This is a genomic window from Thermococcus sp. 21S7, from assembly GCF_012027615.1.
Lineage (GTDB): Archaea > Methanobacteriota_B > Thermococci > Thermococcales > Thermococcaceae > Thermococcus.
The window spans coordinates 1-15,580 of record NZ_SNUT01000010.1 but is presented as its reverse complement, the minus strand read 5'-3'; the positions used below and the strand labels follow the sequence as shown (position 1 = coordinate 15,580).

The window sequence follows — 15,580 nt, the reverse complement described above, 5'->3', positions numbered from 1 at the left end:
TCAGCGCGCCGTCGCGACTATCTTGATTATGTCGTTGAAGCCCAGCTCGTAGTCCTCTCCAACGCGCCTGTGGGTTCTCGCGTTCACCGCGTAGAGGAAGGTCTTCCCGAGGTCGGTGTGCACCTTGTAGGCCAAATCGCGGGGCGTTGAACCCTTGGGGAGAAGGTGAACGTGGGGCAGAACGTTGCCGAACCCATCGGTGAGCTTGTGCTCGTCCTCAACCGGGTAAACGGGTACGAGGTTGAGCAACTCAAAGGTCGCCCTGTTTATTACCTCCTGGACTCCGGTGGAGCCGAAGCGGTCCAGAACCTTCTCCTTTATGAGCATGAGCGCCTTCTCCTGCTTGGAGCTCATCGGCTTAAGGATTTTGAAGTCGCTTGAACCCGGAACGTAGTCGATGAATCCCGCCTTGGCGGCCTTTCTCAGCGTCAGCTCCGCCGCCGCACTCGTCGGGACGACTATATACCCCCTGCTCTTTCCCTTCTTGATCAGGCGCTCTATCTGGGCATCGGCAGCGGCGTCCGCCTTGTTGGCCGCTATGATAATCGGCTTGTTTATCTTTCTCAGCTCACGGACGAAGGAGAAGAGGTCTTCATCACTCCATTTCGTCGGGTCGTCCCCGAGGCCGAGCTTGTGGATGGCCTCGAAGGCATCCCCCTCGCTCACACCGATTCCCGTCAGCTGGTCGGCTATGGCTTGGGCGAGCTTGAGGTGCTGGAGTTTAATGCGCTTTGCGAACTTCTCCCAGTTCTTCCTCAGAATACCGTATATCCAGTAGTCTATCTCCCTCTCAAGGAACTCGATGTCCTCCACCGGGTCGTGGTGGTCGGTCGGCTGTCCCTCTGCGTCGGTCTTACCGGTAACATCAACGACGTGAATTAAAGCCGAGGCCATTCTGAGGTCATCGAGGAACTTGTTGCCCAGACCGCGTCCCTCGTGTGCCCCGGGTACCAATCCCGCAACGTCGATCATCTTTATCGGGATGAGAGCCTTCCCGTCGCGGTACTCGTAGTTCTGGGGATTTGGCTGGCAGCCGAGCTCTCTGCAGGGATGTTCCGCTATCGCGTAGGTGACGCCGACGTTGGCATCAATGGTCGTGAACGGATAATTGGCAATATCAACGTCAACGAGCGTAGCGGCCGAGAAAAAGGTCGACTTTCCAACGTTTGGCTTCCCAACGACACCTATCTCCATGCTCACCACCGGGCTAACTTCGCGGGGAGGGTTTTAAGGGGTTTCGGCCGAAAACTATAAACGAACCTCCGCGTTCTTTATACCGGTGGTTCCCTTGAGGGTTTACGTTCTGGTTGAGGACTATTCCGGCTACGAAAGCCCTTTTCTGGCCCAGCACGGAGTGAGCTTCCTGATAGAGGAGGCCGAAAGAGGGATTCTCTTCGACACCGGCCAGAGCGCCGAGCCGATACTCCACAACATGAGGCTCCTCGGCCTTGACCCGGGTTCACACATCGACTACATCTTCCTGAGCCACTGCCACTACGATCACACTGGTGGGCTTTTGGGCATTCTAAAGGCCATCGGAAGGCGGGTTCCGGTCATAGCGTACCCAAGTATCTTCAGAAGGCACTTCGTTATGAAGCCCTACCTAAGGGACGTTGGAATCCCCTTCAGGCGGGAGGAGGTTGAGGAGTTCGCCGACCTGTACCTCACCGCTGAGCCCATCGAGATAGTCGGGGGTATCTATTCCACGGGTGAGGTCCGCAGCCGCGAGGACTTCGAGCGGGGGCATATAGGGGTCTACACGTTGAGGGACGGCCGGGTAATGGAGGACGCCATTATGGACGACATGAGCATCGTGGCCAAAACCTCCGGGGGCCTGGTTATCGTGAGCGGCTGCAGCCACGCGGGCATAGTGAGCATAGTAAAGCATGCGATACGGATGACCGGCGAGAGGAGGATAAAAGCCGTCATAGGCGGCTTCCATCTTATCGAGGCCGACGATGAGCGGATAAAGGGGACGGTCCGGGAACTTCAGAAGCTCGGAGTGGAGGAGGTCTACACGGGGCACTGCACCGGGCTAAGGGCCGAGGCGGCATTCCTGGAGGCATACGGCGAGCGCTTCCACAAGCTGCACTCCGGAATGGTGGTTGAGTTCTGAGGTGATGGCATGGCCGGGGAAGCCGAAGGGAAGCCAAGGATAACGGTCATTGCCTATTCGCGGGACGATTTCCTCAGCAGGAAGGTTTCAAGCATGAGAGACGTCCTCGAAATCGAGGGCTACGACGTTATCTGGGCAAACGTTGACACCGTCGAGGCAGTTCCAGAGATAATGGAGGCCCTTAACCTCCACGAGGGGCCAATGAAGGTTCTGCGAAGGGCGAGTACACACGCCAGGGTCTTCGTGTTCCCGGATTATCTGTTCCTCATCCTGCACCAGGTCTACGAGATAGACGGCGGGCTGAAGAGGGAGAGGATAGGGCTACTGCTCCGGGGCAACCTCGTGGTGACGGTGCAGGAGATACCCGGGGACGTCTTTGACCCCATCCGGGAGAGCATCCGCGAGGGGGAGGGTCTCTTCAGGGAGCGCGGCGCGGATTACCTGCTCTTTGCCCTCCTTGAGGCGATAGTTGAAAACTACGTCCCGATGATAGAGAAGATTAGCTCCAAAATGGAGTCCCTCGAAGCGCAGATACTGTCGCGGGGAGGAGAGGGTGTTCTCCACAGGATACACGGGCTCAGGAGGGAGATACTCTTCATGCGCCGCACGGTATTTCCTCTGCTGGAGGCGTTCAGGAGGCTTGAACTTGAGGGGGGAAGGTTCTTCACCGAGGAGACCAGGGGTTGTATGGGGGAGCTCCACGACCACGTCCTTGAGGTAATGGAGATACTTGAGGGGCAGAGGGAGCTTGCCAACAGCCTCGTCGAACTCTACTACTCAACGATTTCAATGAAGACCAACGACATAATCCGCATCCTCACGGTCGTCTCGACGGTGTTCATCCCGCTGACCTTCATAACCGGCCTCTACGGAATGAACTTCCGCTACATGCCCGAGCTAACCTGGCGCTACGGCTATCCAGCCGTTCTGGCGGCTATGCTCGGAATCGCCCTCGGCATGCTCGCCTACTTCAGAAGAAAAGGATGGATTTAGAGCTCCTCAAGGCCGAGGGCGAGCCTCACGGCCTTCTCCGCTATCACGTCGAGCGGATCGATCAGGGGGACGCTCAGGTCGTCCTGCCTCAAGGCGACGCTGACCTCGGTGCAGCCGGCTATCATTCCATCGACCCTGCGTTCGAGCCTCTTCGCCACATCCATGAGGAGCTTCCTTGCGGCCTCGATGTCCCCCGCCTTGACACCGTGGTATATCGCCCGCATAACTTTCCCCTGGTCGTTCTTTCCAGGGACGGCTATGCCTATCCCCCTGTTAAGGAGCGCGCGATGGTAGACGAGTCCCTTTATGGTGCCGTCGGTTGCAAGGAGCCCAACCCTGCGAAGGCCGAGTTGCTCTATTGCATCCGCCGTTGCCTCGATCATGCTGACGAGCGGAATCGTTATCGCCTTCTGGACGGTCTCGGCGAAGAAGTGGGCGGTGTTGCAGGGCATTATGATGAAGTCCGCCCCCCAGCTTTCGAGCTTTCTCGCCCCCTCCACAAGGGCGGGCCTCGGGTCTTCCCCGTTCCCCAGGATAAATGCGGTTCTGTCCGGGATTTTGGGGTCGTTGTAAATGATGATTCGCGGGTGGTCCTGGTCCCTCTTTGCCGGGGTCTTCTCGACTATCCTCCTGAAGAGGTCTGCGGTCGCCAGGGGCCCCATGCCGCCGAGGATGCCGATGGTTCTCTCGGCCATTCAATCACCATTGGCCGTTATTGGGAAACCTTTTTAAAGTTGGCCACTATGACTATATCAAACATGTCTTTGTAAGACATGTCTGGGTGAGGAATATGTTGAACTACAAGAGAACGACCCCGAGGAAGGTTCCGGACATAGAGGAAAGGAATGCCTACCTGGTCGGCGGGGGTATTGCCTCGCTTGCGGCGGCGGTTTTCCTCATCAGGGACGCCAAGATGCCCGGGGAGAATATTTACATATTTGAGAAGACCCCCATAAACGGCGGCTGTCTCGACGGCTCCGGAGACCCCGAGAACGGCTATCTGCTCAGAGGGGGAAGGATGTTCGAGACCCACTACGAGACCACGTGGGATCTGCTCGGAAGCATTCCCTCGCTCGACGACCCCGGGAAGACCCTCCTGGACGAGGTGGTTGAGTTCAACAAGGAGTACGTGGGTTCATCCAAGTGCAGGCTTGTGGGGACGCCCGGCAGGAAGGTTGACTTCTCCAAGTACGGACTGACGCTCAGGCACTTAAACGAGCTCAACGAACTCCTGCTGACCCCGGAGGATCAGCTTGGGGGGATAACAATAGAGCAGTGGTTCTCACCCTCGTTCTTCGAGACCAACTTCTGGTACTTCTGGGCGACGATGTTCGCATTCCAGCCCTGGCACAGCGTTATGGAAATGAGGCGCTACATGCTCCGCTTCATGCACCTAGTCCCTGGGATGAACAAAATTGAAGGCGTCCTGAGGACTCCTTACAACCAGTACGACTCAATGATTCTCCCAATTCAGAAATGGCTCCAGGATAGGGGAGTCAACTTCATCATGGGGACGAAGGTCGTGGATGTTGAAATCGAGGAAATCGACGGCAAAAAGTACGTCACCAAGCTCCACACCGAGGGCCAGAAAGGGGGCACCATCGAGGTCAGACCGAAGGACCTGGTCTTCATAACCATTGGCTCGATGGTCGAGAACTCCACCTACGGCGATTTTGAGCACCCCCCGGTCCTCAACAGGGGAGAGGGAGACGTATGGAGGCTCTGGCGGAACCGGGTCAAGAAAGACCCATCCCTCGGAAACCCCGACGTTTTCGCATCTGAGATAGACAAAACGAAGTGGGAATCCTTCACGATAACCTTCAGGGGGAAGGAGTTCCTCAGGATGCTCGAAGAGTTCACCGGAAACAAAACCGGAACCGGCGGTCTGGTTACCTTCAAGGACTCCTCGTGGCTCATGTCCATAGTGGCCTTCAGACAGCCCCACTTCAGGAACCAGCCCGACGACGTAACGGTAATCTGGGGCTATGGACTGTTCGTGGACAGGGAGGGAGACTACATCAAGAAACCCATGAGCCAGTGCACAGGTAAGGAGATATTCCTTGAACTGCTCTACCATCTCGGCTGGCTAGATAAAAAGGAAGAGCTCCTCGGGACCGTAATAAACGTCAGAACCGCCATGATGCCGTACATAACGAGCCAGTTCATGCCGAGGCATCCCGGAGACAGGCCGCCGGTCATCCCGGAGAACTATGGGAACCTTGCCCTCTTGGGACAGTTTGTTGAGGTTCCAGGCGAATGCGTCTTTACAGTCGAGTACTCCGTCAAGTCTGCCATGATGGGAGTTTACGGCCTGCTCGACCTTGGCAGGGAACCGCCGGAGGCTTACAAGCCATACAAGAGGATTGACGTCCTTGTAAAGGCCGCCGAAACGCTCGTTGATGACGATAAAAGGGGGATGCTGAAGAGGAGTTTGAACCTCTTCCTCTTCGGCTGATTCATTTCTCCTCATTTTTCCAGCCAAACGGAGTCATCCCCGCGGTAGTTCAGCTTCACCACGAAGAGCCTGAAGGGCTCGTCACGCTCGTTGACGACCCAGTGGACGGTTTTGGGCTTTACCAGGAAGATATCGCCGGGCCTTGCGAGGTATTCAGTCTCGCCGATGCCGAGCCTTGCCTCGCCGCTCATTATGTAGAACAGCTCGTACTGGCGGAGGTGGTAGTGCTTCCCAACGGTCTGTCCGGGCTTGACCTCCACTATCTGGGCGTAGCTGTTTTCTGGCAGCTCGCCCTCGAAGAGAGGGAGCTTCCGGTAGGTTCCTCTGTCAATCAAATTCTTGATTTCGGCCTTCATAGTTGAGTGATGGGTGTATCCTGTTTTAAGTTTCTCGATTTTGACATGGTGAATGCGCGTTAAAATATCGTGAATCTCCACTAACCAATGTCCAGACTTAATTTATATGTCAATCTTTTGGGTTTCTCCTCAGAGGTTATGGCATCCACTACCTTTTTCGGGTAAAAGTTACATAAGCGAAGGCTAGAACCACACTGCCAAACGACTTCACACTAACTATTTTCAGTGTTTCTGAAGTGAGCGTTCCAGTAAGGTAACTTCTTACAAAAACTGAAAGTGCCCATAATACTGGAACGAGTACCATACCAATTCCATTAAATCTTACGACTAGCCAGTAACTTGCCATAACGGGTATTGTAACAGTTATTATGGCGACCCAAATTGATGTTCCGTCAAATATTGCCAATCCGGTAAGGAACAAAGATATTAAAAGAGTGAGATAGACCTTTCTGCTCACCTTCATTGGTATCCCCCCTATGGTCCGGGACTTAAGTAATCGCAGTAGGTCCCTTCTTCTTCACAGCAGGAAGTTGCACAATAGGGACAAGATACCAAAACACAATATAAGCAACTTGCACAGCCTCCAGCGTTTCCTCTCATGCAACTACCACAACTAAAAGCACAGTCTCCACAACAAGATGCTATGCAGCCCCAATCATGATCACAACAATACGGAATGCACCTTCCAAATGGTCCACAGTCTGAAGCAGTTGAACATTCATGTTGACATCCGCTTAGAGGAGTAACTCTTCCATTGGTAAGTACCTCTTCGGTTTTTATTTGTCCATTGACAACCTTGAAAACATAGCCCTGGATCTTCACTCCTTGTACTGGCTTTGAGAACTCGTACAGCGCTATCACGTGCTCTTTGTCCTTCAGCAGAATTCCCATGGCGAGCATGGTTATCTCTTCCCCGTTGTATTCAATTGTGTGCTTTACAATTTTGACGTGAGAGTAATCAACGTCCCAGGGTTTGGCCAGCTTCCAGAAGTCCCTCATCGTTGCGAGCTTGAAGAATACATGGGCTCTCGACCAGTTCTCCTGGAACTTGTCCACTGGCTTTGTAACGGCAAACGGGTTGACGCAACCCTCTGCCTCTGGATACTTGGGGTAGCTGACCACGTAGGCGCCGTATGCTCCAACAAGGAGCAACACCACAAATATGGCCAGCAGTGCACGCCTCCGCATCGACCTCCCCAACGGGTTCTTGCATTAATTTTCTTACACTCATCATATATAACACTTTTGCTCAAAAGAAGTTCAAAAAGATACAGTTAGATTTAGTTTACTATATATAACAATAATCTCTGTGATAATCCTTTCGACCCCCATCGAAATGTTCAAAAGACTTTTATAGTTCCTGAACCCAGACACTGGTGGACAACTGCAGGCGGTGATGGCTATGGAGAAACTGGAGAAAGCCCTCCGCTGGGCGGAGGAGAACCTGAGAGCAGACTACGTGGAACTACGCTATGAGGACCTTAGAAAGACGGCACTTTCCCTCAAGGACGGCGTTTTTACCAGCTTTACCGGGAAGCTGAACAGGGGCGTTGCAATAAGGGTTTTGGCCGATGGAGCATGGGGGTTTGCCTCGACCAGCGACCTCTCGAACCTTGAGAGAAAAATCGAGGAGGCTTACAAGCTGGCTAAAGCGGCCGCCGAGACCAAGAGGGAGAAGATAGAGCTGGCCGAGATAAAGCCGGTCGAGGACTTCGTGAAGAGCAAAATGAAGGTCAAGCCGAAAGAGGTTGACATAGAGGAGAAGGTCGCGCACCTCAGGGAGCTGGAGAAGCTTTTGAAGGAGGACGAGGCCGTTAAGAGCGTCCAGGTTCGCTACGAGGACGGCGGCGGGCAGAAAATCCTCCTCACCAGCGAGGGAACGCGCATAGAGTGGGACTACAACTACCTCTACCAGGGAACCTACGTCACCGGAAAGGCCGACGGAAAGCTGGCCATGGCCAGGGACAGCATAGGCGCCGTGGACTACGGCTGGGAGCTCATGACGGAGCACGAGCCAAACGAGAAGGTCACCGAGAGACTGCTGAGGAAGATGCACAGCCAGCTTAAGGGCGTCGCCCCGAAGCGCGGCGAGTTCCCCATCGTTGCGGGCCCAATCGTCGTTGGAATCATCGCCCACGAAGCTTTAGGCCACCTCGCGGAGGCAGACCTCACGATAAACTCGCCCTTCAAGGACCTCATCGGCAAGCAGATTGCTCCCGAGTACGTCACAATGAGCGAGCGCTACGTTGAGGGCGGCTTTGGAAACGACAAGTACGACGACGAGGGCGTTCCGGTGAGGGACATACGCATCATCGAGAACGGAATCCTGAAGGAGATAATGCTCAACCGCGAGTACGCGGCGAAGTGGGGAATGGAGCCGAACGGCCACGCGAGGGCCGAGAGCTACCGCTACCCGCCTATAATCAGGATGAGGAACACGATTTTTGAGCCGGGCGATTACTCCTTCGAGGAGCTCATCGAGGACATCAAGTTCGGCTACTACGTCGTCGACTTCCGCGGCGGCCAGGCCCAGCTCAACAGCGCCTTCCAGGTCGGCGTCCAGGAGGGCTACGTCATCAGGAACGGTGAAATCGCCGAGTCGATAAGGGACACCTCGATTACCGGAGTTGCCATCGAGGCGCTGAAGAAGATAAGCGCGGTCGGCAAGGACTTCGGCCTTGAGGTCGGCTTCTGCGGAAAGGGACAGACGGCCTTCGTCAGCTCGGGCGGTCCGCACATGCGCTTTGACGGAGGAATCCTCATCGGGTGAGGTGGTGAAGATGGAGGAACTCATAAGGTACGGCGAGAAGTTTTTCGACGAGCTTGAGATTGCCGTTTACCGCTCCAAGGACGTTAGTGCAAGCGTCGAGCTCAACGAGATTTCGATGGCCTCCACGAGAAGCGGCGCGGTCACGATACTCCGCGGAATAAAGGACAAGCGCCTCGGACTGGCCATAATAGACAGCGACGAGCCTGCTAGGATAAGGGAGGCAATAGAACAGGCGGCGAAGATGGCAAAGCTGAACAGCAGGGACGAGAAGTGGGTCTCCCTGCCCGAGCCGGGCAAATACAGGGAGAAGCCGAAGCCCAACTACGAGCTGAAGGATGCCTCCCCTGATCAGCTCGTTGAGATGCTCGTCCGCGGCATAAAGCTCGCCCGTGAGAAGGACGAGAACGTCATCGTGGCGGGCGGAGAGGGCGGCGTTTCGTGGGAGGAGCGCCACATCGTCAACTCCCACGGAATAGACGTATTCCAGGAAGGCGGTGCGGCCTTCTTCTTCCTTGAACTGGTGGGAAGAAAGGAGGGCACCGTTACCCCCGGAATCTTCGACTTCGATGCCAGGAGGGACCTCAACCTGGACGTTGACGGGGTCGTCGAGAGGGCGGTTCAGAAAGTTAAATGGGCGTACAGCGTCAAGGCAAGCAAAAACGAGGAGGTTCCGATAATACTCGGCCCCTGGGCGATAGCGGGACTCTTCAGCTATGCCCTCTTCCCGGCCTTCAGCGGCGAGCGCCTGGTTAAGGAGACGACGCCCCTTGCAGAAAAGGTCGGGGAGAAGATAGCCAGCGACGTGCTCACGATATACGACGACCCGTTCCACGAGCTGGCCATCGAGCCTGTCATAGCTGACGGAGAGGGGGTTCCGACGAGGAAGAACGTCCTCATCGAGAACGGAACCTTCAAGGGCTTCGTCTGGGACAACTACTGGGCGAAGGTTCACGGCACCGAGAGTACAGGAAACGGCAAGCGCGACCTGAACAGCGGAGGAATAAACATCGGGTTCCACAGCATGGTTATCGAGAACGGAAAGCGCTCTCTGGAGGATATGATATCCGAAATCGAGCACGGCTACTTCGTGGACGGCTTCCAGGGTGCACACTCAAGCAACCCGGACAACGGAAACTTCGCGGTAACTGCGAACCCGGCGTTCCTCATCGAGGACGGAGAAGTCGTCGGTTCCAGCGTCTTCCTCATTGCGGGCAACGTCTACGAACTGCTGAAGGGGGCGAGTGAAGTTTCGAAGGAGCAGACGGTAATGCCCTTCATGACGACCATCATAACGCCCTTCGTGAAGTTTGAGAACGTGAAGATAGCGGGGAAGTGACCCTTCCACCTTTTCTTTACCGTTAGTTATTTATTTTCTAAAGGACAACACACTTGTGGTGATGGCCGTGAGGCTGAGTACCGGATTCGTTCGTGCCTCTGGCTATGCCCACAAGGTGAGGCGCGTTCTCTTCGCACTGACGCGGAAGAAAGTCGATCCAAGGGAGGTCGTCAGGGCGGCAGGGGAGCTGAACCAGAGAATCTTTGAGAGGCTCCAGGAGCTTGGCGTTGAGAAGAGCGACGTTATCAGGATAACGGTGCCGTTCAGGATTGAAGGGGGGTCCATCAGATGGGACTACGAGGCACTGAACATCGAGGTTTACAGGAAGGACGAGGAAAAGAGGCTCGCGAAGGCGATGGAGGAAGTTGAGGAGCGCGAGAGAGAACTTGAGGAGAAGATTAAGGCCATTGAGGAAGTGGCGCTCAGCCTGAAGAGGCTCAGCGACGAGCTAATCGAGAAAATTGAGGAGCTCAAGCAGGAGCACACGTCGCTGAAGCTCAGGGCGGAGGAGTGAGGGAGTCGAGGAAAATATTGACGTAGGCGACTACATGGGATGCGAGGTAGCTCTTCCTCCCGACGCTTATTTTTTGTGCTATCCCCCCTAGGAACGCCTCGTCTTCCTTTCCCAGTCCCTCGTGATCACCGAGAACGAAGGCAACGTTCAGGGGAAAGCTCTCGTCGGCGATCGGTCTTCCTTCCTCGTGGAGGTAGTAGAGGGCGGAGCCCTTGAGGGTTCTTCTAACGATGTCCTCGAAGGTCATGTTGCTCACGTAGATGCCGGGCAGGACTTCGATCTCTCTGCTTGGTTCCCGTAGGCCTTTGGCGGCCTTAAGCGCGCGGATTATCAGCTTGGCGGTGCTGAGCTCATCGGGGTTGAGCGTCTTCGGCCTCATCTCCTGACCCTCAAACCTTATCGCCTTCGGTGGGTTTGGCGGGCCGTAGAGGCTCAGCCACACCCTGACGTTTTTTCTGAAGCCGTGCGACAGGAGGAAGGCGGAGTTGAGAACCCTGCACAGAAGGTCTATTCTACCGCTCGTGCCGGGTAGGTCTTTGAGCTTGAAATCAGGGGCGGTGTGGGCTTTGCTGGCCTTGATTATGAATGTCCTCACTCTGATCACCCGAAGATAAAAAGGCATCAGACGGTGAATATCCTTATGGTGTTCGTGCCGACCGTTTTCCCTATCGGCGTTCCCTTGGTCAGAAGGACCGTATCGTTCTGCCTGACCAATCCCAGTCCCCGTATGAGGCGCAGTATCTCCTCCTCGCTGGTCTCGCTGACGACGAACGGGTAGACACCGTACGAAAACATCAGCTTTCTCGCGACGCGTCCGTCGGTGGCGAAGGCCAGAACCCACTGCTTGGGCTTGAAGCGCGATATGAGCCTTGCCGTTTCTCCCGTTCTGGTGGGGGTGAGTATGTACTTGATGTCCATTGAGTTCAGCGCCTCTATAATGCTCCGGGCTATCGTGTCCTTTATCGTGCCCTTCTTCGGGCCCTTCTCGCTCCAGCGGGTCATCTTCCACTCGATTATGCGAGCGGACCACTGGGAATCCCTGTAGGCCTCTATTGTCTTGGCTATCCGTGCCATCATCCTGACCGCATCGACGGGGTACTTGCCGACCGCCGTTTCCTCGGAGAGCATAACCGCGTCGGTGCCGTCTAAAATCGCGTTCGCCACGTCCGTGACCTCCGCCCTGGTGGGCAGCTTCTCTTCGGTCATGCTCTCCAGCATCTGTGTAGCGGTTATCACGGGCTTTCCGGCAACGTTGGCCTTGTGTATGAGCTTCTTCTGAAGGACGGGAAGCTTCTCGATGGGCATTTCAACACCGAGGTCGCCCCTGGCTATCATGATGCCGTCGGCGGCACAGAGTATGTCGTCGAAGTTCTTCACGGCGTCCGGCCTCTCTATCTTCGCGATTATGAAGAGACTCCCGTTCCTCTCCTCCACGAATCTCCTGACCTTGAGAACGTCGTAGGCCGAACCCACGAAGCTTATGCCGACGGCGTCAATGCCGTGTTCAATCGCGAATTCGATGAACCTCAAATCCCTGTCCGTTACTGCATCTATGGCCATTCTTGCCTTCGGCACGTTGATGCCCTTGTGCGAGAACAGCGTTCCGCCGACGAGAACCTTGCAGACGACGTCCTGACCGCGAACCTCCTCAACGCGCAGCGCTATGAAGCCATCGCTCAGGTAGATGATGTCCCCCTTCGACACCATTTTGGGGAACTCCTTGAACTCCACGGGTATCTCACCTTCTGTCCCAACGATGTCCCTCGTTGTCAGAACGACGGTCTGCCACCGTCTCAGTGTTACGGAACCGTTGAGAATCTCCCCCACGCGGATTTTTACTCCCGGGAGATCCCCGAGAATTGCCACCGGGCGGTTGAGCCTCTCCGAAACTTCCCTCACCATAGCAACCGTCCTTGCATGCTGCTCAAGGTCGCCGTGGGCGAAGTTTATCCTCGCGACGCTCAGTCCCGCTTTCACCATGGCCTCAAAGGTCGTTCTCTTCATTGAGGCGGGGCCTATGGTGGCCACTATCTTGGTTTTATGGGATGGGAGCCTCATGTTCTCACCTAATGGAACAATTCGACTCAATCCCTAAATAACTTGCCCTCGGAAAGATTTATGAATTAGGATGCCCTAACTGGAGGGGTGGTAGAATGAACCCGCTGGAGGTTAGGGTTTTCGATGAGGATGGAAGGGATGTCTCACTCCGCGAAGTTCTGGGTGGCAGATGGACGGTTCTCTACGTCTATCCAAAGGACAACACGCCTGGCTGCACGGCCGAGGCGAGGGAATTCACGGAACTGCTCGGGGAGTTCGAAAAGCTTGGCTTTCAGGTTGTGGGCGTCTCAAAGGACTCCGTGAAAAGCCACATTCGATTCAAGGAGAAGCACGGGCTGGGAGTAAGGCTTCTCAGCGACCCCGGGGCGGAGCTGATAAAGGCCCTCGGTGCATGGGGCAGGAAAAAGCGCTACGGGAAAGAGTACGAGGGTGTGATAAGGAGCACGTTCATATTCAACCCGAACGGAGAAATCGTGTGGGAAAAGCACAACGTCCGGGCAAAGGGCCACGCGGGGAAGGTTCTTGAGGAAGCGAGAAAGCTTATGGGTGGTTCATAGAACAGGACTCTCGGGCTGAAAATTAAAAAATGAAGGAGCTGGGGCTCACTTCATGAGAACGAATCCCACTATGCTGCCGTCGTGGGCCAGGAAAACCTTAACACCGTTAAGGGTTTCGTAGGCGGCGTAAACGTCCAGCTCATCGAGGTTGTAGTCGCCGACGACCTTCCCAACGTAGTCGCCATCGTAGATGAGTTTCTGGACGGTTATGCCGCGGTTGTTCGTGAACTCCTCAACCGAGACCTGGACAAGGTAGTCGGTTACCTCCGCGGGGTCAACGCTGACCTTGGTTAGGTTGGCCGACTTCACACCGAGCCCCATGTAGGGAGTGCCCTCTCCGGCCATCATGCCGCCGTTTCCGTGCCCCATGCCCCTGGCGTAGGCCATGGGGGTAGCGCTTCTCTCAACTTCCGGGTTTGGTCCCGGAGTGCCCTGGTAGGCCGCAACGGCTCCAAACACGAGCCCGAACACGGCCAAAGCCATGAATCCAGCCAGCAACTTCTTCATGTTATATCACCTCTCCACATGTAACTGCAATATTGCATATGTGCAATTCTTTATAAATTTTGCGGTTCCGGAAACGATAAATCCCCAGCATTGAGATGACATCAGGAGACTGCAGATAACGACCGCAATACCGCCAGAAGGGCAGATATACTAAAAATCTTGGTAGGGATTAGCCCACCAGGGCGTTTTTAAAGGCGAATTCCTCAACCATCTCCGCGGCTTTTCGCATTTCCTCGTTGTTAAGCCTCCTGCTGATCTCCGGATGCTCACCCGCCCTGTATTCCGGCCGGTACTGGAACATCACGTTGAGGCGCACGTCGCGTCCGAGGTTCTTGGATATCCATTCGAGCACAGGCCTCGTGCAGCATTCGATGTGTCCCGGAACCACGAGGTGCCTTATGATGAACTCCGCTCCAAGGTGCCTCCTAGCGAGGAGGAAATTCCTCGTCACGACCTTCCAGTACCTCAGGACTCTCGAATACTTCCCTGCGCAGACGTCGTTTCCCCACTTAAAATCGGCGAGATAAACGTCAACCACGCCATCGGGGAGCCTCATGGCTTCTTCGCTCATGTACATGTTAGAGTTCCAGACGACAGGAATCGGGACGGTCACGTACCTCAGGTTTCCAGAATGAAAGTCAGGTTGGGCGTCGGCTCGCCGCCGACGAAGTTAACGTTCCTGGCGCCCCGTTTGAACGCATCCTCAATTTTCAGTGCCATGAACTCAGGAACGTGCTCTACCCATCGCTCAATCCCTGAGGTTGAGGTCGGACCATTCAACGGCCCTTTTGAGGCTGATGAAGCAGGAATCGCAGTAGCCGAGCATCCGGGAGTCCCACTCCTCCATGCTCGATGGCGAGTTCATGACGCAGTTGCCGGTACAGTGGTCGAGGCCGAAGCTGTGGCCGACCTCGTGGAGAACCCCTTTAAGGAGGCGGTTCTTGAAGAGTTCAAGCCTGGCCCTCAGAATCTCCTTATCCGCACTCTCCCCGGGTTTCTTAAGGAGCTCTGAGAGCTCTGGGGGTTCGAAGGGCTTCATTGAGAGCACCATGATTCTGAGGCCGAGCCGGGTTTCGTGTATCCCCAGGAACTTCTCGAAGAAATCGAAGTAGGGATTGCGGGAGACGAGGGGAAATGTTGTCAGGGCGAATATCTTGTTCATCTTGATGTCGGGCCTCTCCCCTATCTCGTTGAGCAGCTTGGCGTGGAGGACGTCGACCAGCGCTTCGAGGGGGTAAACCCGGACCTTACCTTCAGGGGTGTTCAGGCTTATCAGGTATCCCGGCTCAAGCTTGAGCTTCCCGATGTACAGAAACCGCAGGGGGATATCGCTCTCCTCGAAGAAATGATTGGCTTCATCAAATACGTTGAACACGACCTCCCTTATAATCTCCTCCTTCACAAAGTTCCCGACGTATGTGAAGGCTATGAATTCCATGATTTCATCACAAATGAAAGGCCGTTTCATGCTTATTAAATTTTTAGGTTATTAGCTGACCTCTTCCTGCCCTGAAGGGGATTTAGCCTCTACCCAGAGGGCGGGAAGGTTTGAGGAGTCTCATTAAATCCCGCCAAAAGCGAGTCTTCAACCCCTCTGGCCCGGTCTCAGGCCAATTACATTTTTCTTTTGAAAGCCTCGCCCCTCACGGCGGGGAGGAGGTCAGAGGGTCGTAAGTGATTTCTAACCTTCCCTGCTTGCCTTTAAAGTGTATTCTTCCCTTGAACTGGATTTCGAGACGTTTGAACTTACCGAGGCCTTTTAGAATTAGTTTGTTGCCGTCAATCTTGTATTGGTTGTTTTGGAGGACGATTAAGGGTTTTCTCCCCCGTCTTCTTTCAGGTAGTTTGGGGCTGTTCTTTAGTCGGTAACTTTCGTAACTTTTGTTGGTTTTTGTTAGCACAAGGTTTAAATATTCCT

Annotated in this window: 16 protein-coding genes and 2 pseudogenes; 7 read left to right on the top strand and 11 right to left on the bottom strand. The window is 54.9% G+C overall.

The window, feature by feature from the left end; genetic code table 11:
* Nucleotides 1-1,194, bottom strand: a complete 1,194-nt coding sequence (locus tag E3E51_RS12655) for a redox-regulated ATPase YchF (RefSeq protein ID WP_167913493.1) — start codon at nucleotides 1,192-1,194, stop codon at nucleotides 1-3.
* A gap of 85 nt (nucleotides 1,195-1,279) precedes the next feature.
* Here E3E51_RS12655 and E3E51_RS12650 point away from each other — a divergent pair, with 85 nt between their 5' ends.
* Together E3E51_RS12650 and corA are read left to right on the top strand one after the other, a co-directional pair.
* Nucleotides 1,280-2,116: an MBL fold metallo-hydrolase gene (locus E3E51_RS12650; RefSeq protein WP_346765975.1), complete on the top strand. Its 837-nt coding sequence runs from the start codon at nucleotides 1,280-1,282 to the stop codon at nucleotides 2,114-2,116.
* Between the two features lie 9 nt (nucleotides 2,117-2,125).
* Complete coding sequence (gene corA, locus E3E51_RS12645; protein WP_167913470.1) at nucleotides 2,126-3,109, top strand: magnesium/cobalt transporter CorA; 984 nt, start codon at nucleotides 2,126-2,128, stop codon at nucleotides 3,107-3,109.
* Here corA and E3E51_RS12640 read toward each other — a convergent pair.
* Nucleotides 3,106-3,804 (bottom strand): amino acid racemase, encoded by a 699-nt coding sequence (locus E3E51_RS12640; protein ID WP_167913469.1) that lies wholly within the window; start codon nucleotides 3,802-3,804, stop codon nucleotides 3,106-3,108. The genes corA and E3E51_RS12640 overlap by 4 nt on opposite strands.
* Nucleotides 3,805-3,899: 95 nt before the next feature.
* Between E3E51_RS12640 and E3E51_RS12635 the strand changes: the two genes are divergently transcribed.
* Complete coding sequence (locus E3E51_RS12635) at nucleotides 3,900-5,564, top strand: oleate hydratase (RefSeq protein ID WP_167913468.1); 1,665 nt, start codon at nucleotides 3,900-3,902, stop codon at nucleotides 5,562-5,564.
* Nucleotides 5,565-5,575: 11 nt separating this feature from the next.
* On the opposite strand, the gene E3E51_RS12630 is transcribed toward E3E51_RS12635, so the two are convergent.
* From E3E51_RS12630 to E3E51_RS12620, 3 genes are all read right to left on the bottom strand, one after another.
* Nucleotides 5,576-6,001, bottom strand: a complete 426-nt coding sequence (locus tag E3E51_RS12630) for a cupin domain-containing protein (RefSeq protein ID WP_346765974.1) — start codon at nucleotides 5,999-6,001, stop codon at nucleotides 5,576-5,578.
* A 67-nt stretch (nucleotides 6,002-6,068) separates the two neighbouring features.
* Nucleotides 6,069-6,383, bottom strand: a complete 315-nt coding sequence (locus E3E51_RS12625) for a hypothetical protein (protein WP_167913466.1) — start codon at nucleotides 6,381-6,383, stop codon at nucleotides 6,069-6,071.
* A gap of 11 nt (nucleotides 6,384-6,394) precedes the next feature.
* Nucleotides 6,395-7,108: a hypothetical protein gene (locus tag E3E51_RS12620; RefSeq protein WP_167913465.1), complete on the bottom strand. Its 714-nt coding sequence runs from the start codon at nucleotides 7,106-7,108 to the stop codon at nucleotides 6,395-6,397.
* Nucleotides 7,109-7,322: 214 nt separating this feature from the next.
* Here E3E51_RS12620 and E3E51_RS12615 point away from each other — a divergent pair, with 214 nt between their 5' ends.
* The 3 genes from E3E51_RS12615 to E3E51_RS12605 all read left to right on the top strand — a co-directional run bounded on the left by E3E51_RS12615 (nucleotide 7,323) and on the right by E3E51_RS12605 (nucleotide 10,540).
* Nucleotides 7,323-8,690 (top strand): TldD/PmbA family protein, encoded by a 1,368-nt coding sequence (locus E3E51_RS12615; RefSeq protein WP_167913491.1) that lies wholly within the window; start codon nucleotides 7,323-7,325, stop codon nucleotides 8,688-8,690.
* Between the two features lie 10 nt (nucleotides 8,691-8,700).
* Entirely contained in the window at nucleotides 8,701-10,026 is a 1,326-nt protein-coding gene (locus E3E51_RS12610; RefSeq protein WP_167913490.1) for a TldD/PmbA family protein, read from the top strand.
* 67 nt (nucleotides 10,027-10,093) lie between these two features.
* A complete protein-coding gene (locus E3E51_RS12605) occupies nucleotides 10,094-10,540 on the top strand; it encodes a single- stranded DNA-binding family protein (RefSeq protein WP_346765973.1) in 447 nt (148 codons plus the stop codon).
* Here E3E51_RS12605 and trmY read toward each other — a convergent pair.
* A complete protein-coding gene (trmY, locus tag E3E51_RS12600) occupies nucleotides 10,524-11,135 on the bottom strand; it encodes a tRNA (pseudouridine(54)-N(1))-methyltransferase TrmY (protein ID WP_167913463.1) in 612 nt (203 codons plus the stop codon). The genes E3E51_RS12605 and trmY overlap by 17 nt on opposite strands.
* 26 nt (nucleotides 11,136-11,161) lie before the next feature.
* Nucleotides 11,162-12,598 (bottom strand): pyruvate kinase, encoded by a 1,437-nt coding sequence (gene pyk, locus E3E51_RS12595; protein WP_167913462.1) that lies wholly within the window; start codon nucleotides 12,596-12,598, stop codon nucleotides 11,162-11,164.
* A gap of 95 nt (nucleotides 12,599-12,693) precedes the next feature.
* On the opposite strand from pyk, the gene E3E51_RS12590 reads away from it, so the two are divergent.
* On the top strand, nucleotides 12,694-13,155 hold the full coding sequence (locus tag E3E51_RS12590; protein ID WP_167913461.1) for a peroxiredoxin: 462 nt from the start codon (nucleotides 12,694-12,696) through the stop codon (nucleotides 13,153-13,155).
* A 45-nt stretch (nucleotides 13,156-13,200) separates the two neighbouring features.
* Here the strand turns inward: E3E51_RS12590 and E3E51_RS12585 are convergent, their stop codons facing one another.
* The 4 genes and pseudogenes from E3E51_RS12585 to E3E51_RS13200 form a co-directional block, all read right to left on the bottom strand.
* Entirely contained in the window at nucleotides 13,201-13,662 is a 462-nt protein-coding gene (locus E3E51_RS12585; protein WP_167913460.1) for a hypothetical protein, read from the bottom strand.
* A 169-nt stretch (nucleotides 13,663-13,831) separates the two neighbouring features.
* Nucleotides 13,832-14,403, bottom strand: a pseudogene (locus E3E51_RS12580) (radical SAM protein); the annotation flags it as partial.
* 7 nt (nucleotides 14,404-14,410) lie between these two features.
* Nucleotides 14,411-15,100, bottom strand: coding sequence for a peptidase M54 (locus E3E51_RS12575; protein WP_167913489.1), 690 nt, complete (start codon nucleotides 15,098-15,100; stop codon nucleotides 14,411-14,413).
* Between the two features lie 223 nt (nucleotides 15,101-15,323).
* Nucleotides 15,324-15,563: pseudogene (locus E3E51_RS13200) on the bottom strand (RNA-guided endonuclease TnpB family protein); the annotation flags it as partial.
* Nucleotides 15,564-15,580 lie beyond the last annotated feature (17 nt).